The sequence below is a fragment of the Zeimonas arvi genome (assembly GCF_008039575.1).
GTDB lineage: Bacteria > Pseudomonadota > Gammaproteobacteria > Burkholderiales > Burkholderiaceae_E > Zeimonas > Zeimonas arvi.
The window spans coordinates 129,727-151,571 of the sequence record NZ_VDUY01000002.1 but is presented as its reverse complement, the minus strand read 5'-3'; the positions used below and the strand labels follow the sequence as shown (position 1 = coordinate 151,571).

Here is a 21,845-nt window from a genome sequence, read left to right as displayed (position 1 = left end):
AAACGGGCCCTCAGGGGCCCGTTTCTTCATGTGTCCTGGCGGAGAGGGTGGGATTCGAACCCACGTTAGGGTTGCCCCTAAACCAGATTTCGAGTCTGGCGCATTCGACCACTCTGCCACCTCTCCGGGGTACCGTGCGCGATCGCCTGCATTTCGTGAACTTCAGGCAATCGGCAGTGCGTGGTGCGAAGCCGGAAAGTATAGCAAAAACTTTCGAGCGAGGAGCCTGCCCGCGGCGACGACTTGCCTGGGTCGGCGACCCGGCGCCGTCAGGCTGACGGCGCCAGCTTCGCGGCCCCTCCCATGTACGGCCGCAACGCCGCCGGCACCACGATGCTCCCGTCTTCCTGCTGGAAGTTCTCGAGCACCGCGACCAGCGTGCGGCCGACCGCCAGGCCCGAGCCATTGAGCGTGTGGACCAGCTCGGGCTTGCCCTGCGGATTGCGGAAGCGCGCCTGCATGCGCCGCGCCTGGAAGGCCTCGCAGTTCGACACCGACGAGATCTCGCGATAGGCGTTCTGCGCGGGCAGCCAGACTTCCAGGTCGTAGGTCTTGGCCGCGCCGAAGCCCATGTCCCCGGTGCACAGGGCCATGACCCGGTACGGGAGTTCCAGCCGCCGAAGGATGGCCTCGGCGTGACCGACCATTTCCTCGAGCGCCTCGTAGGATTTCTCGGGATGCACCACCTGCACCATCTCGACCTTGTCGAACTGGTGCTGGCGGATCATGCCGCGGGTGTCGCGGCCGTAGGAACCGGCCTCGGAGCGGAAGCACGGCGTGTGTGCGGTGAGGCGCATCGGCAGCGTGTCGGCCGGCAGGATCTCGCCGGCGACCAGGTTGGTCAGCGAGACCTCCGAGGTGGGGATCAGGTACAGCGCCTCGCCCTCGCCTTCCTGGCCGCCCTTCTTCACCGCGAACAGGTCCTGCTCGAACTTCGGCAGCTGGCCGGTGCCGCGCAGCGTGGCCGCATTCACGATGTAGGGGGTGTAGCACTCGGTGTAGCCGTGCTCGCCGGTCTGCACGTCGAGCATGAACTGCGCGAGCGCGCGATGCAGTCGGGCGATCGGCCCCCTCATCACCGCGAAGCGCGAGCCCGACAGTTTCACCGCCGATTCGAAGTCCAGCCCCAGCGGCGCGCCCAGGTCCACGTGGTCGCGCGGCGCGAAGCCCAGCGGCTTCGGGTCGCGGCCTTCGGGGCTCCAGCGGCGGATCTCCTTGTTGCCGTGCTCGTCGCGCCCCACCGGCACCGATTCGTGCGGCAGGTTGGGCACCTGGGCGAGCCAGTCGTCGACGCGCTTGCGGACCAGGTCGCTCTGCTCGGTGGCCGTCTTGAGCTCGTCGCCCAGGCCCGCGACCTCGGCCATCACCGCCGAGGTGTCCTCGCCGCGTGCCTTCAACTGCCCGATCGACTTCGACAGCGCATTGCGCTTGGCCTGGAGTTCCTCGGCGCGCACCTGCAAGGCCTTGCGCTCGGCCTCGAGCTCGCGGAAGGCGTCGAGGTCGAGCCGGTAGCCGCGCGAAGCCAGGCGGGCGGCAACGGTTTCGGGATCCTTGCGGAGTTGGGCGATGTCGAGCATGAGAGGACCGGCGCGCGGGCGCCGCTGCGAAGGGTGAGGGCCACGAGGGGGCGAGTTTATCAAGCCGCCCCGTCGCCCCCTGCCCTCAACCTGGTCCCGAGTCCTTGCCGGCATCGCGCGCGCGCAGCCAGGCCAGCTTCTCGCGGATCTTGATCTCCAGGCCCCGGTCCACCGGCTGGTAGAAGGTCGGCGCCTCGACGTCGTCCGGGAAGTAGCGCTCGCCGGCCGCGTAGCCGCCCTCCTCGTCGTGGGCGTAGCGATAGCCCTGTCCGTGGCCCAGCCCCTTCATCAGCTTCGTGGGCGCGTTTCGCAGGTGCATCGGCACCGGCGCCGAGCCGTGCTCGGCCACGAAGGCGCGCGCCCGCTTGTAGGCGGTGTAGACCGCGTTGGACTTGGCCGCGCACGCCAGGTAGACCACCGCCTGCGCCAGCGCGAGCTCGCCCTCGGGCGACCCGAGCCGTTCGTAGACTTCGGCGGCCTCGAGCGCCAGCGTGAGCGCGCGGGGATCGGCCAGGCCGATGTCCTCGTTGGCCATCCGGATGATCCGCCGCGCCAGGTAGCGCGGATCGGCGCCGCCGTCGAGCATCCGGCACAGCCAGTAGAGCGACGCGTCCGGGTCGGAGCCGCGCACCGACTTGTGCAGCGCGCTGATCTGGTCGTAGAACGCGTCACCGCCTTTGTCGAAGCGGCGCAGGTTCTGCGACAGCGCCTGCTCGAGGAAGTCGCCGTCGACCTGGTCGCGGCCCAGCCCCCGCGCGGCGTCGGCCACGATCTCGACCGCGTTCAGGAGCCGGCGCCCGTCGCCGTCGGCCCAGCCGCTCAGCCGCTCGCGGGCGACCTCGTCGAAGGCCACCGGCGGATCGAGCGCGGCCACCGCGCGGGCGAACAGCTCGGCCAGCTCCTCGGTCGACAGCGGTTGCAGCACGTAGACCCGCGCGCGCGAGAGCAGCGCGCCGTTGACCTCGAATGACGGGTTCTCGGTGGTCGCGCCGATGAAGGTGAACAGGCCGCTCTCGACGTGCGGCAGGAAGGCATCCTGCTGCGCCTTGTTGAAACGGTGAACCTCGTCGACGAAGAGGATCGTGCGACGGCCGGCCGCCCGCTGCTGCGCCGCCGCCGCGACGGCCTCGCGGATCTCCTTCACACCGCCCAGCACCGCGGAGATCGCGATGAAGTGCGAGTCGAAGGCGTCGGCCATCAGGCGCGCCAGCGTGGTCTTGCCCACGCCTGGCGGCCCCCAGAAGATCATCGAATGAGGCTTGCCGGCCTCGAAGGCCACCCGCAGCGGCTTGCCCGGGCCGAGCAGGTGGCGCTGGCCGATGACCTCGTCGATCGTGCGCGGGCGCAGCCGCTCGGCGAGCGGCACGGCAGTCATGTCGCGGCCATTCCCGCTGCCCTCGTCGGCAGTCGAGCCGACCGAGGTTGGCGCGCCCTCGCGGGGCGCCGATCGCCCTGCCGGGACGCCGAACAGGTCGGGTTCGGCGCCGCTCATTGGCTTCGCTCTCGCAAGATGCGCCCCTGCCTCAGGTCGCCTTCGCCGCCTGCGCGGCCTGGCCAGCCTGCGCACGCGCGGCGCCGCCGGCGCGGAAGGCGCCCGCGATCATCAGGACCTGCGCGATCGCGATGCCGATCCAGACCCCGGCCGGCGCGCCCTTGTCCAGCATGAAGCCGAAGATGGGCGGCGCGATCGACATGCCCAGGTCCAGCCCCGAATAGACGATGCCGTAGACCCGGCCGGTGGCGCCGGGTGGCGCCGCGCGCCGGATCAGCAGATCGCGCGAGGGATTGGCCACGCCCGCCGCGAAGCCCATCAGCGCGAACGGCACCGGCATCGCGGCGCCCGGCCAGGGCACGAAGGGCAAGGTGAGCGCGACCAGCGCCGCCAGGCCGAAGGCCATCGCGATCGTGCGCTCGGCCCGCGAGGGGTCGGTCGCCACGAAGCCGCCGGCGATCATCCCCGTGGCGCTCGACAGCATGTAGGCGGTCAGGCAGATGGCCACCACCCCGAGCGGCACCTCGTGCAGCAGTCGCGCCGACTCGGGCCCGAAGCTCTGCACGCCGCCCAGCGCGAAGGCGCTCGCGAAGAAGAAGGCGAAGCTGAACCAGACCGCCGGCAGGCGCATGAAATCGAGCGGGCTGGGCCCGGCGGCGTGCCGGCCTTGCGGCGCCGCGGAGCCGGTCGCCGGCGCCGCAGCTTCGGCCGCCCGATGGGCCGCCACGACGAGCAGGTCGCGGCGCAGCGTCACCGCGGCGAGCATTGCCGCTGCGAGCAAGGCGGCGCCGAAGAAGGCGCCTTGCCAGCCCGCGATCTGCGCGATGCCCACCATGAAGACCGGCGCAAGCGCCCAGCCCAGGCTGCCGGCCACCCCGTGCATGGCGTAGGCATGGCCGATCCGCGGCGTTGCCACCCTGGCGTTCAGGATCGAGTAGTCGACCGGATGAAAGGGCGCATTGCCCAGGCCGATGAGCACCGCCCCGGCCACCAGCCATTCCCAGGACGAGGCGAGCCCGATCAGCGCGGCGCCGCTTGCGAACAGCGCCAGCGCGGCCTGCATCACCGGCGCCGGACCGATGCGGTCGACGAGAAAACCCGCCAGGGCCTGGCCGACGCCCGAAACGGTGAACAGCACCGTCATCAACAGGCCGAGTTCGGCATAGCTCAGGCCGAAGGCGTCGCGCAACCAGGGAAACATCGGCGGCAGCACCAGGTGGAAGAAGTGCGACACGCCGTGCGCCGACGAGACCAGCGTGATCACGCCGGCATCGCCGCGTGTGCCGTGCCCGAGGGTGGCCATGGTCATGGGAGCGCTCCCGGTCGTGCGCGCGGCAATCGGGCGCTCAGCGCGACGCGCCGCGCGGCAGCACCGGCCAGACCGCCTCGACCGTGTTGCCGCGGTAGGCGACGATCCAGTCGTGCAGGTTGACCGTCGGGTCGCAGTGCCCCGGATCCAGGATGACCCGCTGGCCCAGCGCCAGCGGCGCTGCGCCTTCCAGCGGCCGGATCACCGTGTGCTCGTCGGACAGCCCGACCACCTTCCAGCGCGGATCGCGCATCGCGGGCAGGCCCGAATCGACGGCGAAGCTCTTCAGGCCGCCGTCGAGCACTGCATGCGCGGCGCGCCGGCTGATCACCGTGGTCATCACGCCCAGCGCCTGGCGCAGCCGCGGCGCGGCCGGATCCACCGCGTTGGCCCGGTAGTCGAGATCCAACAGCGCGTAGGAGCCTGCCTGCAGCTCGGTCCAGACGCCGGCCCCGGCCTCGTTCGGAAAGCTGCCGGTGCCGCCGCCGCTGATCTCGCTCACCGCGTGGCCCGCCTGCTCGAGCGCGGCGCGGAACTCGCGAGCCACCGCTGCCGCGCGGGCGACCGCCTCGGCCCGCTCGCCGGCACCTCGCAGGTGCTGGGCCCGCCCGTGGTAGGCCTGCAGGCCGCGCAGCGCGAGATGCGGGGCGGCCCGATCGATCGCCTCGGCAATGGCCAGCGCCTGCGAAGGGGTTTCGACGCCGCAACGCTGCTGGCCGACGTCGACCTCGATCAGCACGTCGACCCGGCTTCCGGCGCTCGCGCAGGCAGCGGCGAGACGTTCGACCTGCAACGGGTCGTCGACGCAGGTCGCGATTCGCATGCCGGGCAGCGTGGCCAGCCTGGCCAGGCGCAGGCACTTGTCCGGGGAAACGATCTCGTTGGTGACCAGGATGTCGCGCACGCCGGCAGCGGCGAATCCCTCCGCCTCGCCCACCTTCTGCACGCAGATGCCGACAGCCCCGGCAGCGATCTGCCGCAGCGCCAGCCGCGGGCAGCGATGCGCCTTGCCGTGCGCGCGCACCGCCAGGCCGGCGGCGACCGCCTGCGCGTGCAAGGCCGCCACGTTGGCGTCCGACGCATCGAGGTCGAGCAGCAGCGCCGGCGTGTCGATCGCGTCGAGCGGGTCGCCCGGTCGGGCCGGCGGCGCGAGCAAGACGCCCGGGTCGGGACGCCCGGTGACGGGCGGGCTGGTGTCGGTCGGCATCGTCATTTCTGCTCGATCACATCGGCGCCGGCAGGCGGTGCGAAGCGGAACAGCGAGGCTGAAAGCTCCGGATTGCGCCGGATGCCTTCGAAGGCGAAGACCGAGGTGCGGCCGAAGGCGTCGCGCACTTCCATGACCGCCGGCAGGCCGTCGCGCAGGCCGATCGCGATCCGGTCGAAGCCCTGGTCGGTCTGCCTGGGCACCGCCTCGACCCATTCCATGCCATCGCGCTCGCCCTGCTCGGACAGCGCGAAGGCCTTCTCCAGGTCGCCCGAGCCGAACAGCAGCGCCGCCGGCGTGGAACCGACGGCCGCGCCGAGCTTCTGGATCGTGACCTGATTGAGGTCCTTGTCGTGGAACCAGAGCCGCTCGCCATCGGCCACCATCAGCTGTTCGAAGGGCTTGCGCACCTCCCAGCGGAACTTGCCAGGCCGGGAGAAGGCGAACACGCCCTGCGTGGATTCGAGCGTCTGGCCATTGGCGCGCAGCACCTTCTGGCTGAACTCGCCCTGGGCGCTGCGAGTCTCGGTCAGGAAGGCGCGCAGCTGGTCGAGGCCGGCGGCGAAGGACGGCGCCACCGCGAGCGCCTGCATCACGAGAGCGAGGACGGGCGCGGCGAAGGCGGGAGCGAGGCGCCTGCGACGCCGGTCATGGGGGCGCGAGGCGGACGTTGGAGCAATGAACTGGGTCATGGCCGAGAAATTAGCATGCCGCGGCCCGCGGCCCGGCGAGCGATACGCGGCATGCGAACGATTCACAGCCGCTTACTCGAATACGCTCAGTCCTCGCCCTTCTGCTGCGGCACCAACAGTTCCCGGTTGCCGTTGGTCGCCATGGCGGACACCAGCCCGGACTTCTCCATCTGCTCGAGCAGGCGCGCGGCGCGGTTGTAGCCGATGCGCAGGTGGCGCTGCACCAGCGAGATCGACGCCCGCTTGTGCTTGACGACGACGGCCACCGCCTGGTCGTACATCGGGTCGGCCTCGCCGTCGACGCCGGCCTCGGCCAGCGTCTGCGACAACCCGCCGAAGCCGACCGCGCTGCCCGCGTCGACTTCATCCGGCACCCCGCCTTCGAGGATGCCCTCCACGTACTGCGGCTCGCCCCCGAGCTCGCGCCAGTGCTGGACCACCGCGTGGACTTCGTCGTCGGCCACGAAGGCCCCGTGCACCCGCATCGGCAGGCCGCCGCCCGGCGGCATGTAGAGCATGTCGCCCTGCCCAAGCAGCGATTCGGCGCCCATCTGGTCCAGGATGGTGCGCGAGTCGATCTTGCTGGACACCTGGAATGCGATCCGGGTCGGGATGTTCGCCTTGATCAGGCCGGTGATCACGTCGACCGACGGCCGCTGCGTGGCCAGGATCAGGTGGATGCCGGCCGCGCGCGCCTTCTGTGCAAGACGCGCGATCAGCTCCTCGACCTTCTTGCCGACGACCATCATCAGGTCGGCCAGCTCGTCGATGACCACCACGATCTGGGGCAGGCGGCCCAGCGGTTCGGGGGCGTCCGGGGTCAACGAGAACGGGTTCGGGATCAGCTCCTCGCGCTTCTCGGCATCGGCGATCTTGGCGTTGTAGCCGGAAAGGTTGCGAACGCCCAGCTTGCTCATCAGCCGGTAGCGGCGCTCCATCTCGGCCACGCACCAGTTCAGCGCGTTGCCGGCGTGGCGCATGTCGGTGACCACCGGCGCGAGCAGGTGCGGAATGCCCTCGTAGGTGCTCATCTCGAGCATCTTGGGGTCGATCAGGATCAGCCGCACCTGGCTCGGGTCGGCCTTGTAGAGCAGCGACAGCAGCATGGCGTTGATGCCCACCGACTTGCCCGAGCCGGTGGTGCCGGCCACCAGCAGGTGCGGCATCTTGGCCAGGTCGGCCACCACCGCGTTGCCGGCGATGTCCTTGCCCAGCGCCAGCGTGAGCGGCGAGGCGCTGTTCGCGTAGACCTGCGAGCCGAGGATCTCGGACAGGCGAACCGTCTGGCGGCGCGCGTTCGGCAGCTCGAGGCCCATCAGGTTCTTGCCGGGGATGGTCTCGACCACCCGGATCGACACCAGCGACAGCGCGCGGGCCAGGTCCTTGGACAGGTTGACGATCTGGCTGCCCTTCACGCCGGTGGCCGGCTCGATCTCGTAGCGCGTGATGACCGGCCCGGGCTGCGCGGCGACCACGTTGGCCGCCACGTTGAAGTCGGAAAGCTTCTTCTCGATCAGCCGCGACGTGTACTCGAGGGTCTCGGCCGACACGGTCTCCTGCTGCGCCGGCGGCTCGTCGAGCAGCGACAGCGGCGGCAGCTCGGTGTCGGCCGGCAAGTCGACGAACAAGGTGGACTGGCGCTCGGCCACGGCCCGCTCGGAAGGCTGGATGCGCGCCACCGGCGGCTCGATCCGGATCGGCGCCGGGTCTTCTTCGAAGATCTTGCGCTTCTCCTGGACCTGCTCCTCGCGCACGCTGGCCGCCGCCTCGCCGATGCGCCGGTCCTTGCGCGCCGAGACCGCCTGCACCGCGCGCAGGGCCAGCCACTCGAGCGCGGTCCCGACCCGTTCGAAGATCGCGAGCCAGGACCAGCCCGACCACAGGCTGAATCCGGCGGCGATCAGTCCGAGCAGCGCCAGCGTGCCGCCCACCGCGCCCAGCGCGTCGAGCAGCGGCGTGGCCACGATGCTGCCGAGCACGCCACCCGGCGCGAACGGCAGCTCGGCGCCGATGCCGTGCAGTCGGGCGGATTCGAGGGCCACGCAGCCGATCAACAACATCGCGAATCCGAGCCAGCGCTCCCAGGCGAAGCGGCTGCCAGGCAGCGGCTCGTCGGGCTTCTGCGCGCGCTTCTTCGGGGCTTCGGCCTCGCGGGCCGCGGCGCGCAGCCGGGCCATGCCGCGCACGACCGACACGCCCATCGCGCCCGCCAGCAGGTAGGCGCTGAGCCCGAACAGGTAGAGCAGAAGGTCGGCGAACCAGGCGCCCACCCTGCCCCCGGCGTTCTGGACGATGCGATCGGGCGCGGCGTGCGACCAGCCCGGATCGGCCGGGTGATAGGTGGCAAGGATCAGCAGCAGGAACAGCGCGAGCACTGCCAGCGCGAGCCAGCGGGCTTCCTGCACCAGGCGAAGCGCCCTGTCGGGGAGCATGAACGCGGAGGCGCGGGATGCGCCATTGGAGAGCGTGGAACTACGGGACACGACGGTCAATGGGTGTAGGAGCCGAGCTTCTCGCGCAGCAGCATCCGGCCTTCGGGCAAGGGCACGACGAAGCCCTCGGTCTCGAGCCCTTTCATCACGCGAGACACCATCTCGCGCGAGGCGCCGATCATCTTGGCGATCTCCTGGCGAGGCAGGCGGTTGCGCACGATCCGCTCGCCGTTGACGTCCTCGGAGAAGTCGAGCAGCACCCGGGCGACGCGGCCGTAGACATCGAGCAGCGCCAGGGTCTCGATCTTGCGGTCGGCTTCGCGCAGCCGGCCGACCAGCTGGCGCATGACCGCCATGCTGACCTCGGGACTCTCGGCGAGCAGCTTGCGGAAGCTGGCCTTCTCGATGGCCATGAACTCGCAGGGCTCGAGCGTGATCACGCTGGCCGAGCGCGGCGCGTCGTCGATCATGCTCATCTCGCCGAACCAGTCGCCGGAGCCCAGCACCGCGAGGATGACCTCCTTGCCCTCCGTGTCGGAACGCTGGACCTTCGCCCGGCCCGACAGCAGGATGTACAGCGACTGCGACGGCTCGCCTTCGGCGACGATCGTGCGACCGCGCGGAAAGCTGCGGCGGGCGCTGCCCGCGGCCAGGGCGTCGAGCTGCTGCTCGCTCAGCGTGGCCAGCAACGGAATCCGTCGCAGGAAAAGCTTGTTTTCTTCCTGACGCATACCCACCTCGGATTGCAGGGCTCGACCGCGGTCTCGGCGGCCGGAATCCCTATAATTCTGCCCTAGTCGTGCCGAATTTAACAAAGCGCTCAAAAAACGACCCGCTAAGCCGATGATTTTTTGAGTTTTTCGCAACGCAGCCCGCTGCCGTCCCGACGAACGGTCCGGCCGGGACGAACCAGGTCCTCCCGATCATGTCCGCACCCCGCCACGCCCGCCTCCTGATCCTCGGCTCCGGCCCCGCCGGCTACACCGCCGCGGTGTACGCCGCCCGCGCCAACCTGAACCCGGTGCTGATCACCGGCCTGGCCCAGGGAGGCCAGTTGATGACGACCACCGACGTCGACAACTGGCCGGCCGATGCCGACGGCGTGCAGGGGCCGGACCTGATGGCGCGCTTCCAGAAGCACGCCGAGCGCTTCGGCACCGAGGTGATCTTCGACCACGTCCACACGGTGAAGCTCGACGAGCGTCCGCTGCGGCTGATCGGCGATGCCGGCGAGTACACCTGCGATGCGCTGATCGTCGCCACCGGCGCCACGGCGAAGTACCTGGGGCTGCCCACCGAGCAGGCCTTCATGGGCAAGGGCGTGTCGGCCTGCGCCACCTGCGACGGATTCTTCTATCGCAACCAGGACGTCTGCGTGATCGGCGGTGGCAACACCGCGGTCGAGGAGGCGCTCTACCTGACCAACATCGCCCGCAAGGTCACCGTGATCCATCGCCGCGACAAGTTCCGCGCCGAGCCCATCCTGATCGACAAGCTGATGGACAAGGTGCGCGAAGGCAAGGCCGAGGTGCGCTGGTTCCACGAGCTCGACGAGGTGCTCGGCGACGCAACCGGCGTGACCGGCGTGAGGATCCGCGACAACCGAGACGGCGAGACCGTTGACCTGCCGTTGACCGGCGTGTTCGTGGCGATCGGCCATTCGCCGAATACCGAGTTGTTCGCCGGCCAGCTGGAAATGGCCAACGGCTACATCGTCACGAAGAGCGGGCTCAACGGCCAGGCCACCGCGACCAGCGTGCCCGGCGTGTTCGCCGCGGGCGACGTGCAGGACCACGTCTACCGGCAGGCGATCACCAGCGCGGCCACCGGCTGCATGGCCGCGCTCGACGCGCAGCGCTACCTCGAGGCCCAGTCCGGCCACTGAGGCCGGCTTCGGGCGCCCACCCCCCTCGACCACGGAGCCCGACGCGATGAGTCGCCGCGCGCGCGATGGGCGCCGGAATCCTCCGCTCGAGGGCCTCGGGGCGCTGGCCGGCCTGCGCGAATCGCTGGCCGAGCAGGCACGCCGGGCGCGCCAGGCCGAAAAGCAGGCGCGCGAAGCCGCCCAGCGCGCGGAGCGCGAAGCCAACCTGTTTCGCGCCGAGATGGCCGGCGCGACCCCACTGCGCGCCAGCGGGCGCGTCGAGCTTCGCCCCGCGGCACCGCCGACGCTTCCGATCCAGCGCATGCGCGACGAGCGGGCGGTGCTCGAGGAGTCCCTGTCGGACGAGATCGACGTCGAGCGCTATCTCGACACCGACGAGACGCTGTCCTGGCGCCGCCCCGGCATCGGGCCCGACGTGGTGCGCCGGTTGCGCCGCGGTGAATGGGTGGTGCGCATGCAGATCGACCTGCATGGCCTGCGGGTCGACGAAGCGCGCGAAGCACTGGCTGGTTTCCTGGCGCAGGCGGTGCGCGACGAGATCCGCTGCGTGCGGATCATCCACGGCAAGGGGCTGGGTTCGATCGGCAAGGAGCCCGTGCTCAAGCGCAAGGTGCCGCGCTGGCTGGCCCAGCGCGAAGAGGTGCTGGCCTTCTGCGAGGCGCGGCCCAACGACGGCGGCGGCGGCGCGATGATCGTGCTGCTGCGGGTCCAGTGATCTCGGGGCTGTTGCCGCCCGGCGTGGCGCCATGGCTGCCCGAGCTCGCGCTCGCTGCGGCGCTGGCCTGGGGCGCCGGCATCCGGCTCTACGCAGTGGTCTTCCTGTTCGGCCTCGCGCACAAGTTCGGCTGGTGGGAGCTGCCGACGCATCTGGAGGTGCTCGCCCACCCGCTGGTCCTGGGCGCGGCGGCCTTCATGGCGTCGGTCGAACTCTTCGCCGACAAGCTGCCGCTGCTCGACAGCTTGTGGGACGGCCTGCACACTTTCGTGCGAATCCCGGCCGGCGCGGCGCTGGCGGCCGCGGCGTTCGGAGACTCGGGCGCCGCGGTCGCGGTCGCGGCCGCGCTGCTGGGCGGCACGCTGACCGCCACGACCCATCTGGCGAAGTCGGGCACCCGGGCGGCGGTCAACACGTCTCCCGAGCCGTTCTCGAACCTGCTGGTGTCCGCGGCGGAAGACCTGATGGTGCCGCTGGGCGCCTGGCTGGCGGTCAGCTGGCCGCTGGTCTTCCTCGGGCTGCTGCTGGTCTTCGTGGTGCTCGCGGCGCTGGCGATCCGTTTGCTGCTGCGGGGCCTGCGCCGCCTGACCCGCCGTACCGCGCCGGGCGGCCAGGGCCTGTGAACGGGCCCAGGGCGGGCGCGATTCAGATCGCGCTGTCGCCGGTCTCGCCCGTGCGGATCCGGATCACCTGCTCGACCTCGCTCACGAAGATCTTGCCGTCGCCGATGCGTCCGGTGCGCGCGGCCTTGGTGATCGCCTCGATGGCCTGCTCGGCCTGGTTGTCGTTGAGCACGACCTCGACCTTGATCTTCGGCAGGAAGTCGACCACGTACTCCGCGCCCCGGTAGAGCTCGGTGTGGCCCTTCTGGCGGCCGAAGCCCTTGACCTCGGTGACGGTCAGGCCCGAGACGCCCACTTCGGCCAGCGCTTCGCGGACCTCGTCGAGCTTGAACGGCTTGATGATCGCGGTGATCTGTTTCATGAGTTCTCCGGAAAGTCCTGTCAGTCCCTGAATTTCGAGGTGATCGGGTAGCGCCAGTCGCGGCCGAAGGCGCGATGCGTAACCCGGATGCCCACCGGCGCCTGCCGGCGCTTGTACTCGTTGACCTGGATCAGGCGCACCACGCGTGCCACCGCATCGGCCGGGTGTCCCGCCGCGACGATCTCGTCGACGCTGCGGTCTTCCTCCATGTACAGGCGAACGATCGCGTCCAGCGTCTCGTAGGGCGGCAACGAGTCCTGGTCGGTCTGGCCGGGCTTGAGCTCGGCCGAAGGCGGGCGGGTGATGATCCGGTCAGGGATCGCGTCGGACACGGTGTTGCGCCACCGGCAGAGCCGCCAGACCAGCGTCTTGGCGATGTCCTTGATGACCGCGAAGCCGCCGGCCATGTCGCCGTACAGCGTGGCATAGCCGACCGCCATCTCGCTCTTGTTGCCGGTGGTCAGCACGATGGCGCCGAACTTGTTCGACAGGGCCATCAGCAGCATCCCGCGGATCCGCGCCTGCAGGTTCTCTTCGGTGGTGTCCTCGGGCAGGCCGCGGAACTCGCCGGCCAGCGTGGCGCGGAAGGCGTCGAAGCAGGCGCCGATCGGCAACTCGTCGTAGCGCACGCCCAGGCGCTGGGCCATGTCGCGCGCGTCGAGCCAGGAGATCTCGGCGGTGTACGGCGATGGCATCATCACCGCGCGCACCTTGTCGGCCCCGAGCGCGTCGACCGCAATGGCCAGGACCAGCGCCGAATCGACCCCGCCCGACAGCCCGACGATCGCGCCGGGAAAGCCGTTCTTGCCGATGTAGTCGCGCACGCCGAGCACCAGCGCGGCGTAGACCTGCGCCTCGGGAGGCGGAGACTCGGGAATGGCCTGGCTCACGAAGTCGACGCGCCCGTCCGCATCGGCCTGGAGCTCGACCACCAGCAGGTCGCTCTCGAAGGCCTTGCCCTGCGCGGCCAGCGCACCCGAGGCGTCGAGCGCGAAGGAGAGACCGTCGAAGACGAGCTCGTCCTGTCCGCCCACCTGATTGGCCGCCAGCATCGGCATGCCCAGCGCGCTCACGTTGGCGCGGGCGGTGTCCAGTCGCGAGTGCTGCTTGCCCAGGTGATAAGGCGAGGCGTTGAGCACCAGCAGGGCCTGCGCGCCGATCTCGTGCAGCGCGCGGGGCGGCACGGGGAACCAGAAGTCCTCGCAGATCGCCACGCCGAGCCGCATGCCGTCGACGTCGAAGACGAACGCCTCCTCGCCGCGCGCGAAGTAGCGTGCCTCGTCGAACACCGCGTAGTTGGGCAGCTCGCGTTTGCGGCACACCCCGACCACCCGGCCACGGTGCAGCAGCGATGCGGCATTGAAGCGACGCCTGCCGGCCCCCTGCCCTTCGCTGACCGGATGGCCGACCAGCAGGAACAGCTCGAGCGACGCCGTAGCCTCGCGGATGCGATCGAGCGCCTCGTCGCTGCGGCGCTGGAAGGCGTCGCGCAGCAGGAGGTCCTCGGGCGGATAGCCGGTGAGCGACAGCTCCGGCGTGACCAGTACCCGCACACCGCGGTCGGCCGCCTTGCGGGCTGCGCCGATAATGCGGTCGGCGTTGCCCGGGAAATCACCGACGGTCTGGTTCAGCTGGGCAGCGGCGATTCGCATGGAGGATTGAGAGTGTCCGTAGCCGACGATTATCGCATGCGACTGGTGGACGACCTGGCGACAGTCGGGCCTGCCGACTGGAATTCGCTGGCGGCCGCGTCCGGCTCGGGACGGGCGCAGCCCTTCCTGCGGCACGAGTTCCTGCACGCGCTGGAGGCGACCGGCTGCGTCGGCGCGGGCACCGGCTGGCAGCCTCGTCACCTGCTGCTCGAGGACGCCCGGGGCCGGCTGCGCGCGGCCGTGCCGATCTACCTGAAGAGCCACTCCTACGGCGAGTACGTGTTCGACTGGGCCTGGGCCGACGCGTACCAGCGCCATGGCAGGCGCTATTATCCGAAGCTGCTGTCGGCGGTGCCGTTCACGCCGGTGACCGGCCCGCGGCTGCTGGCCGCGGACGCGCGCGCGCGCGGGGCGGCGGCCCGCGCCTTGATGCGCCTGGCTGCGGAAAGCGGGCTGTCCTCCCTGCACGTGCTCTTTCCGACCGAGTCCGAGGCAGCCCTGCTCGAAGCGTGCGGCGCGATGCAGCGGCGTGGCGTGCAGTTCCACTGGCGCAACGAGGGCTGGCCCGACTTCGACGCCTTCCTGGCCGCATTGTCCCAGTCCAAGCGCAAGAAGATCCGCGCCGAGCGCCGCAAGGTCGCCTCGGCGGGCCTCGCCATCGAGCGACTGGCCGGCGAGGCGATCGCGCCCGCCGACTGGGCCTTTTTCACGCGCTGCTACGAGAACACCTACGCCGAGCACGGCTCGACGCCCTACCTGAACCTGGCCTTCTTCGAACGGATCGGCGCGCTGCTGCCCGGGAACCTGGTGCTGGTCGTCGCTCGCGACGGCGCGCGCCCGATCGCCTGCAGCCTGCTGATGGTCGACGACGAACGGGTCTACGGGCGTTACTGGGGCGCGGTCGAGCAGGTGCCCTGCCTGCACTTCGAGCTCTGCTACTACCAGGCGATCGAGTTGGCGATCGAGCGAGGACTCGCGGTCATCGAAGGCGGCGCGCAAGGCGAGCACAAGATGGCGCGCGGCTTCGAGCCGGTGCAGACCCGTTCGGCGCACTGGCTCGCCGAACCCGCCTTCGCCGACGCCGTGGAGCGATTCCTGGAGCGCGAAGGCGGGATGGTGGGCGCCTGGCTGGACGAACTGGGGGAACGATCCGCCTACTTGCGCTGATCCCCGCCGCGACGGCGCGCAGTCAGGTTGAAGAAGAGCGGCACGAAGATCGGCGCCACGAAGGTGGCCAGAAGCATGCCGCCGACCACCCCGGTGCCCATCGACCGGCGGGCCGCGGCGCCGGCGCCCGAAGCGATGGCCAGCGGCAGCACGCCGAGCACGAAGGCCAGCGAGGTCATCACGATCGGGCGAAAGCGCAGGCGCGCGGCCTGCAGGGCCGACTCCAGCGGCGTCTTGCCCGCCAGGAAGGCCTGCTGCGCGAACTCCACGATCAGGATCGCGTTCTTCGCCGCCAGCCCGATCAGCACGATCAGGCCGATCTGGAAGTAGATGTCGTTCTCCATTCCTCTCAGGAACACCAGGCCGAGCGCGCCCGCGATCGCGAACGGCACCGCGAGCAGCACCGCGACCGGCAGGCCCCAGCGTTCGTAGAGGGCGGCCAGGATCAGGTAGACCATCACGATCGCGAAGCCGAACGCGAACACCGATGCGCTGCCAGTGCGTTTCTCCTGGAAGGCCTGGCCGGTCCATGCGATGGCGTAGCCGGGCGGCAGGCTGGCCGCGGCGACGTCCTCGACCGCGCGGATCGCGTCGCCCGAGCTGACCCCGGCCTTGCCACTGCCCAGCACCTTCGCGGCCACGTAGCCGTTGAAGCGCTCGAGCTGCTCCGGGCCCACGATCGACGAGACCTGGAGCAGCGCCGAGAGCGGGATCATCTCCCCACGCGACGAGCGGACCCAGACGCGGCCCAGGTCTGCGGGCGACATCCGGAAAGGCGCGTCGGCCTGCAGCTGCACCCGATAGGTCCGGCCGAACATGTTGAAATCGTTCACGTAGAGCGCGCCCATCGTGGCCTGCAGCGCCTCGAAGACCTCCGGCACCGGTACGCCCAGCGAGAGCGCCTTCTCGCGGTCGACCTCGACCCGCAGCTGCGGCACCGAGGGCCGGAAGAAGGTGTTGATGCCCTGCAACTGCGGATGCTTCTGCAGGTCGGCGACGAATACGCCGATCACTTCGGCCAGGCGCTTGGGGTCGGCGTTTCCACGGCCCTGCACGTAGACCTCGAAGCCGCCCGCGGTGCCCAGGCCGCGGATCGCCGGCGGGTTGAAGGCCAGCGCCATGCCGTCGGTCAGCGCCATGCCCTTCGCGAAGATCTCGCCCGCGACCTGCGGCGCGGTCTGGGTGCGTTCCTTCCAATCCTTGAGCGGCACGAAGATCGTGGCGGCGTTGGTCTTGTTGCCGCCCCCGATCAGGTCGAAGCCGTTGACCACGAACATGTTCTGGATCGCCGGGTGGCCCTCGAACATCTTCTGCAACTGCGCGCCGGAGCGGCCGGTGCGCTCGAGCGTGGCGCCGTCCGGAAGGATGATCGCGCCGATCACGTAGCCCTGGTCCTCGGGCGGCACGAAGCTGCCCGGGATGCGGACGAACAGCGCGGCCGCCAACGCGAGGAATCCCAGGAAGGCGACCAGCGAAACCAGCCGGCGCCGGGCCGCGAAGCGCACCGCCGCCATGAACAGCCGGGTGAGCGCGTCGAAGCCCTTGTTGAAGGGCTTGAAGAGCTTCGACTCGTGATGCGCGCTCTTGAGCAGGAGCGCGCACATCACCGGCGTGAGCGTGAGCGCGACGAAGCCGGACAGGACCACCGCGATCGCCACGGTGACCGCGAACTGCCGGTACAGCTGCCCGGCGATGCCGCCGAGGAAGGCCACGGGAACGAAGACCGCGCACAACACGAGCACGATCGCGACGACCGCGCCCGAGACCTCGCGCATCGCCTCGATCGCCGCATCGCGCGCGGGGAGCCTCTCCTCGCGCATCAGCCGCTCGACGTTCTCCAGCACCACGATCGCGTCGTCGACGACGATGCCGATCGCCAGCACCATCGCGAACAGCGTGAGCGTGTTGATCGAGAAGCCGAACAGCCAGAGCCCCGCGAAGGTGCCGATCAGCGAGACCGGCACCGCGACCATCGGGATTACCGTCGCGCGCCAGCTCTGCAGGAACACGAAGACCACCAGCACGACCAGCACCGCCGCCTCGATGATGGTCTTGACCACTTCGTCGATCGACGACGACACGTAACGGGTCGTGTCGAAGGGGATCACGTAGTCGACGCCCTCGGGAAACCCGCGCTTGAGCTCGGCCATGCGCGCCTTGACGGCCTCGGCGACGTCGAGCGCGTTGGCGCCCGACTGCAGGAAGACCGCGGTGCCGATCGTCGGGCGGCCGTCGAGCGTGTTGAAGGCGTCGTAGCTCTGCGCGCCGAGCTCGATGCGGGCGATGTCCTTCAGGCGCAGCACGCCCTCGGGCCCGCCGGCCCGGACGACGATCTCGCCGAACTCCTCTGGCTCGACCAGGCGGCCGCGCGCGGTCACCGTGTAGATCAGGCTCTGCCCGGGCACGGCGGGCTCCGCGCCGATCTTGCCCGCCGCGTACTGCGCGTTCTGCGCGCGGACGGCCGCCGCGACTTCGGCCGTGGTCACGCCCAGCGCCGCCATCCGGTCGGGGCGCAGCCAGACACGCATCGCGTAGTCGCGCGCGCCGAAGATCGACACGTCGGCCACGCCGGGCAGGCGCTTGAGCTCGTCGACGATGTTCAGCGACGAGTAGTTCGACAGGTAGAGGGTGTCGAAGCGGCCGTCGGGCGAGGTCAGCGCGACCACCAGCAGGATGTCGTTCGAGCGCTTCTGGACGGTCACGCCGTTGCGGCGGACCTCGTCGGGCAGACGCGGCAGGGCCAGCTGCACCCGGTTGTTGATGTTGAAGGTCGCCTGGTCGACGTTGGTGCCGACATCGAAGGTGGCGGTGATCGTCACCTGGCCGTTCGAGGACGAGCTGGAATTGAAGTAGAGCAGCCGCTCGACGCCCGAGAGCTGCTCCTCGATCGGGGCGGCCACGGTGCGGGCGAGCGTCTCGGCGCTGGCACCGGGGTAGCTCGCATTGATCGTGACCGTTGGCGGCGCGATCTCCGGGTACTGGGCTACCGGCAGGATCTGCGAGGCGACCAGCCCGGCCAGCGTGATGACGATCGACAGGACGGCCGCGAAGATCGGGCGGTCGATGAAGAAGCGCGACATGCGGGCCGCTCGTCAGGAGGCCGGAGCCGGCGGCTTGGGCGCCACCTTGGCGCCCGGGCGCAGCCGGATCAGGTTGTCCACCGCGACGCGCTCGCCCGCCTTCAGGCCCTCGCGAACCACCCAGTCGCGGCCCACCCACTCGCCGGTTTTCACCGGGCGCGGCGCCACGGTGTCGTCGTCGCCGACGACCCACACGAAGCTTCCCCGATCGCCCTGCTGGACGGCCGATTGCGGCACCAGGATCGCGTCGGTCTCGCCGATCTCGACCGCGAGCCCCAGGTACTGGCCGGGCAGCAGCCGGGAATCCGGATTGGCGAATTCGGCGCGCAGCTGGACCGTGCCGAGCTGCGGGTCGACCCGCGAACCGGTGAAGTTGAGCTTGCCGGTCAGCTGGCTTGCGCTGCCGCCCTGCCCGGGCGTTTCGCGGACCGCGACGCGGGACTTCTCGCCCCGGCCCGCCCTGAGCCGGGCGTACTCGGACTCGGACAAGGAGAAGCGAACCCACAGCGGGTCGTGACGCACGATCGTGGTCAGGAGCCCATCGTCGCGGCTCGTGCCGACCAGGCTGCCCTCGGAGCGCAGCGAGCGGCCGGCGACGCCCGAGGCGGGGGCCTCGACCGAGGTGTAGGAGAGATCGAGCTCGGCCTCGCGCACGCCTGCGCGGGCCGCTTGCAGGGCCGCATCGAGCTGGGCCAGCGAGGCCGCCGCGTCGTCGTACTCGCGCTGGCTGACGGCCCGTTCGCCGAGCAGCTTCTTCAGCCGAGCCGCCTCGACCGCCGCGCGCTCGCGGCGCGCCTGCGTTTCGGCCAGCGCGGCCTTCGCGCGCTGCAGGGCGATCTCGAAGGGGGCGCGCTCGATCCGGTACATCGGCGCGCCGGCACGCACCGCGTCGCCCTCGCGGAACAGCTGGCGCTCGAGGATGCCGCTCACGCGCGCCCTGACCTCGACCTCGCGCGAGCCTTCCGCCCGGCCCACCGCCTCGAGGGTGACCTGAATGCGCTTCGGGGCGACGGTGAGCGTGGTGACCGGCAGCGGCGGCGGCGGCGATGCGCCGGGTCCCTGCGCGCCCTCCGCGCGGCGATCGCCGCAGCCTGCCAGGAGGGTCAGGGCAAGCGCCCCGGCGAGTGCGAGGCGCGTGAGCTTGTCCGACATCGATGGGGCCTGCTTGGGAACAAGCTCGGGATTATGTGTCGAAACTGGCTGCCGCGTCAGCACGAACGCCCCGCCCCGCCGCGTGTCCGGACGGACGGCGACTCAGAAGCGCGGCTTGTCCTTCAGCGCCTTGAAGCGGGCCACGCCGTCGGTGATCTCGGCGGCGGCTTCCTCGGGCCCTCCCCAGCCGACCACCTTGACCCACTTGCCGGCTTCGAGGTCCTTGTAGTGCTCGAAGAAGTGCTGGATCGTGGCCAGGCGCTCGGGGGCGATGTCGGTGATCTTCTTCCAGTGCTTGTAGATCGGCAGCACCTTGTCGATCGGCACCGCGACCAGCTTGGCGTCGCCGCCGGCCTCGTCTTCCATCTTCAGGATGCCGAGCGACCGGCAGCGCACCACCGCGCCGGTCGTGACCGGGAACGGCGTGATCACCAGCACGTCGACCGGGTCGCCGTCGTCGGCCACCGTGTGCGGGATGTAGCCGTAATTGCACGGGTAATGCATGGCGGTCATCATGAAACGGTCCACGAAAAGCGCGCCGGTCTCCTTGTCGACCTCGTACTTGATCGGGTCGGCGGCCATCGGAATTTCGATGATCACGTTGAAATCGTGCGGCAGGTCGCGTCCGGAATCGACTCGGTCGAGGTTCATGGCGGTTTCTGAGGAGGAAGTTCGGAGGGAGGCGCCGGGCCCTGGGTGGCGGCGCGCGAAGCGCGGCAGCAGGCTCGGCCGAGCCGATATTGTAGCGAGATGTCGCCGAATTGTGCAGCGCACAATCCGGCTCGCACGCCGAAGCGACGAACGACGGGCCGGGCAGGCGCGATAATGGCGCCTTGCGCGACATCGAACGGACGTCCCCATGCTCCAGAGCCCTGCCCGCCACGTTCACTTCATCGACAACCGAGCCGTGCCGGCCGCCGGCGGCGAGAGCCTGCCGGTCGTGGATCCTTCGGACGGCTCGACTTTCGCGCAGATCGCCCGCGGCGACGCGCGCGACATCGACGCGGCGGTCCGTGCCGCGCGCCGCGCCTTCGACGGCGAAACCGGCGAAGCGGCCGCGGGCGTCTGGGGCCGCACCAGCGCCGTGGAGCGCGGCCGCCTGCTGCACCGCTGGTCCGACCTGGTGCTGGCCCACCAGGAGGAGCTCGCGACGCTCGAGTCGCGCGACACCGGCAAGCCGATTTCCCAGGCGCGCGCCGACGCGGTCGCACTGGCCCGCTACTTCGAGTTCTATGCCGGCGCGGCCGACAAGCTGCACGGCCAGACCCTCCCCTACCAGCACGGCTACACGGTGCTGACGGTGCGCGAGCCGCACGGGGTGACCGGCCACATCGTGCCCTGGAACTACCCGATGCAGATCTTCGGCCGCACGGTGGGCGGCGCGCTCGCGGCCGGCAATGCCTGCGTGGTCAAGCCGGCCGAGGATGCCTGCCTGTCGTTGCTGCGCGCCGCGGAACTCGCGGCCGAGGCGGGCTTCCCGCCCGGCGTGCTGAACATCGTGACCGGGCTGGGCGCCGAGGCCGGCCAGGCGCTCGGCGAGCACCCCGGCATCGATCACATCTCCTTCACCGGTTCCACCGGCACCGGCCGGCGGGTCGCCGCCGCGGCGGCCGCGCGCCATTGTCCGGTCACGCTGGAGCTGGGCGGCAAGTCGCCGCAGCTGGTCTTCGCCGACGCCGACCTCGATGCCGCCCTGCCGGTCCTGGTAGGCGCCATCATCCAGAACGCCGGGCAGACCTGCTCGGCCGGCAGCCGCGTGCTGGTCGAGGCCTCTGTCCACGATCGGCTGCTCGAGCGCCTCGCCGAGCGCTTCTCGGCGCTGCGCGCCGGCCCGGCCATGGCCGATCTGGACCTCGGACCGCTGGTCTCGCGCCGCCAGCTTGCTCGGGTGCGCGAGTTCCTGGACGGCGGGCGCACCAGCGGCGTGCGCGTCGCGGCACAGGGCCGGGTGGCCGACGACGTTCCGGCGGCAGGTTTCTACCAGGCGCCGGTGCTGTTCGACGAAGTGCCGGCCGACAACGCGCTGTTCCAGGAAGAGGTGTTCGGTCCGGTGCTGGCGGTCGCCTCCTTCCGCGACGAGGCCCACGCGCTGGCGCTCGCCAACGGCACGCCCTACGGCCTGGTGGCCGGCGTCTGGACCCGGGACGGCGCCCGCCAGATGCGCCTGGCCCGCTCTTTGCGGGCCGGGCAGGTCTTCGTGAACAACTACGGGGCGGGCGGCGGCGTCGAGCTGCCCTTCGGCGGCGTTGGGCACAGCGGCTACGGGCGCGAGAAGGGGTTCGAGGCGCTGTACGGCTTCACCACGCTGAAGACGATCGCGGTGCGGCACGGCTGACCGGGCGAAGCAGGTCGCGGCCTGCGCCCGACCCGGGAGGCGGCCCGCCGGCTTGCGGGACATGTGCTGCAGCCCCGCCGTGGGCGGGGCTGCCCTCGCCCACCTCGAAATCTCGCACCCGCCTCGTAAGGGGCTTCGCCCCTACGAACGGGTCCCGCGAGATTTC

General features: G+C 70.6%; 17 protein-coding genes and 1 tRNA gene. 5 read left to right on the top strand and 13 right to left on the bottom strand.

The features are described from left to right. Nucleotides 1–36: 36 nt before the first annotated feature. The 8 genes from FHP08_RS05135 to FHP08_RS05100 all read right to left on the bottom strand — a co-directional run bounded on the left by FHP08_RS05135 (nt 37) and on the right by FHP08_RS05100 (nt 9,440). Nucleotides 37–126 (bottom strand) — tRNA-Ser (locus tag FHP08_RS05135). A gap of 143 nt (nt 127–269) precedes the next feature. Next, on the bottom strand, nt 270–1,577 hold the full coding sequence (gene serS / locus FHP08_RS05130; protein ID WP_147703258.1) for a serine--tRNA ligase: 1,308 nt from the start codon (nt 1,575–1,577) through the stop codon (nt 270–272). A gap of 85 nt (nt 1,578–1,662) precedes the next feature. After that, nucleotides 1,663–2,952 carry a replication-associated recombination protein A gene (locus FHP08_RS05125; protein ID WP_147703758.1) on the bottom strand — a complete coding sequence of 430 codons (1,290 nt, stop codon included), beginning with the start codon at nt 2,950–2,952 and terminating at the stop codon, nt 1,663–1,665. Nucleotides 2,953–3,100: 148 nt separating this feature from the next. Further along, nucleotides 3,101–4,378, bottom strand: a complete 1,278-nt coding sequence (locus FHP08_RS05120) for an MFS transporter (RefSeq protein ID WP_147703257.1) — start codon at nt 4,376–4,378, stop codon at nt 3,101–3,103. 37 nt (nt 4,379–4,415) lie between these two features. Next, nucleotides 4,416–5,591 (bottom strand): DSD1 family PLP-dependent enzyme, encoded by a 1,176-nt coding sequence (locus FHP08_RS05115; protein WP_225879039.1) that lies wholly within the window; start codon nt 5,589–5,591, stop codon nt 4,416–4,418. Further along, the gene (lolA, locus tag FHP08_RS05110) at nt 5,588–6,277 is read right to left on the bottom strand and encodes an outer membrane lipoprotein chaperone LolA (protein ID WP_147703255.1); all 690 of its coding nucleotides are present in this window, start codon (nt 6,275–6,277) and stop codon (nt 5,588–5,590) included. Before lolA ends, FHP08_RS05115 begins: the two co-directional genes overlap by 4 nt. An 86-nt stretch (nt 6,278–6,363) precedes the next feature. Further along, a complete protein-coding gene (locus FHP08_RS05105) occupies nt 6,364–8,760 on the bottom strand; it encodes a DNA translocase FtsK (protein ID WP_225879038.1) in 2,397 nt (798 codons plus the stop codon). Nucleotides 8,761–8,765: 5 nt separating this feature from the next. Further along, nucleotides 8,766–9,440 carry a Crp/Fnr family transcriptional regulator gene (locus tag FHP08_RS05100; RefSeq protein ID WP_147703253.1) on the bottom strand — a complete coding sequence of 225 codons (675 nt, stop codon included), beginning with the start codon at nt 9,438–9,440 and terminating at the stop codon, nt 8,766–8,768. A 194-nt stretch (nt 9,441–9,634) separates the two neighbouring features. Here FHP08_RS05100 and trxB point away from each other — a divergent pair, with 194 nt between their 5' ends. From trxB to FHP08_RS05085, 3 genes are read left to right on the top strand one after another with little or no spacing between them, the layout of a single operon-like run. After that, nucleotides 9,635–10,594, top strand: a complete 960-nt coding sequence (gene trxB / locus FHP08_RS05095; RefSeq protein WP_147703252.1) for a thioredoxin-disulfide reductase — start codon at nt 9,635–9,637, stop codon at nt 10,592–10,594. Between the two features lie 46 nt (nt 10,595–10,640). After that, nucleotides 10,641–11,309 (top strand): Smr/MutS family protein, encoded by a 669-nt coding sequence (locus tag FHP08_RS05090; protein ID WP_147703251.1) that lies wholly within the window; start codon nt 10,641–10,643, stop codon nt 11,307–11,309. Further along, nucleotides 11,306–11,932 carry a DUF4126 domain-containing protein gene (locus FHP08_RS05085; RefSeq protein ID WP_225879037.1) on the top strand — a complete coding sequence of 209 codons (627 nt, stop codon included), beginning with the start codon at nt 11,306–11,308 and terminating at the stop codon, nt 11,930–11,932. The genes FHP08_RS05090 and FHP08_RS05085 overlap by 4 nt, the downstream gene beginning before the upstream one ends. A 22-nt stretch (nt 11,933–11,954) precedes the next feature. On the opposite strand, the gene FHP08_RS05080 is transcribed toward FHP08_RS05085, so the two are convergent. Together FHP08_RS05080 and FHP08_RS05075 are read right to left on the bottom strand one after the other, a co-directional pair. Beyond that, a complete protein-coding gene (locus tag FHP08_RS05080; RefSeq protein ID WP_147703250.1) occupies nt 11,955–12,293 on the bottom strand; it encodes a P-II family nitrogen regulator in 339 nt (112 codons plus the stop codon). A 20-nt stretch (nt 12,294–12,313) separates the two neighbouring features. After that, complete coding sequence (locus tag FHP08_RS05075; RefSeq protein WP_147703249.1) at nt 12,314–13,945, bottom strand: NAD+ synthase; 1,632 nt, start codon at nt 13,943–13,945, stop codon at nt 12,314–12,316. A 36-nt stretch (nt 13,946–13,981) separates the two neighbouring features. On the opposite strand from FHP08_RS05075, the gene FHP08_RS05070 reads away from it, so the two are divergent. Further along, a complete protein-coding gene (locus FHP08_RS05070; RefSeq protein WP_147703248.1) occupies nt 13,982–15,112 on the top strand; it encodes a GNAT family N-acetyltransferase in 1,131 nt (376 codons plus the stop codon). On the opposite strand, the gene FHP08_RS05065 is transcribed toward FHP08_RS05070, so the two are convergent. The 3 genes from FHP08_RS05065 to ppa all read right to left on the bottom strand — a co-directional run bounded on the left by FHP08_RS05065 (nt 15,100) and on the right by ppa (nt 19,995). Continuing rightward, nucleotides 15,100–18,192 carry an efflux RND transporter permease subunit gene (locus FHP08_RS05065; RefSeq protein ID WP_147703247.1) on the bottom strand — a complete coding sequence of 1,031 codons (3,093 nt, stop codon included), beginning with the start codon at nt 18,190–18,192 and terminating at the stop codon, nt 15,100–15,102. The genes FHP08_RS05070 and FHP08_RS05065 overlap by 13 nt on opposite strands. Nucleotides 18,193–18,204: 12 nt before the next feature. Further along, nucleotides 18,205–19,344 (bottom strand): efflux RND transporter periplasmic adaptor subunit, encoded by a 1,140-nt coding sequence (locus tag FHP08_RS05060; RefSeq protein ID WP_147703246.1) that lies wholly within the window; start codon nt 19,342–19,344, stop codon nt 18,205–18,207. 102 nt (nt 19,345–19,446) lie between these two features. Then, nucleotides 19,447–19,995: an inorganic diphosphatase gene (gene ppa / locus FHP08_RS05055; protein ID WP_147703245.1), complete on the bottom strand. Its 549-nt coding sequence runs from the start codon at nt 19,993–19,995 to the stop codon at nt 19,447–19,449. Nucleotides 19,996–20,203: 208 nt separating this feature from the next. Here ppa and FHP08_RS05050 point away from each other — a divergent pair, with 208 nt between their 5' ends. Continuing rightward, nucleotides 20,204–21,679: an aldehyde dehydrogenase family protein gene (locus FHP08_RS05050; RefSeq protein ID WP_147703244.1), complete on the top strand. Its 1,476-nt coding sequence runs from the start codon at nt 20,204–20,206 to the stop codon at nt 21,677–21,679. Nucleotides 21,680–21,845 lie beyond the last annotated feature (166 nt).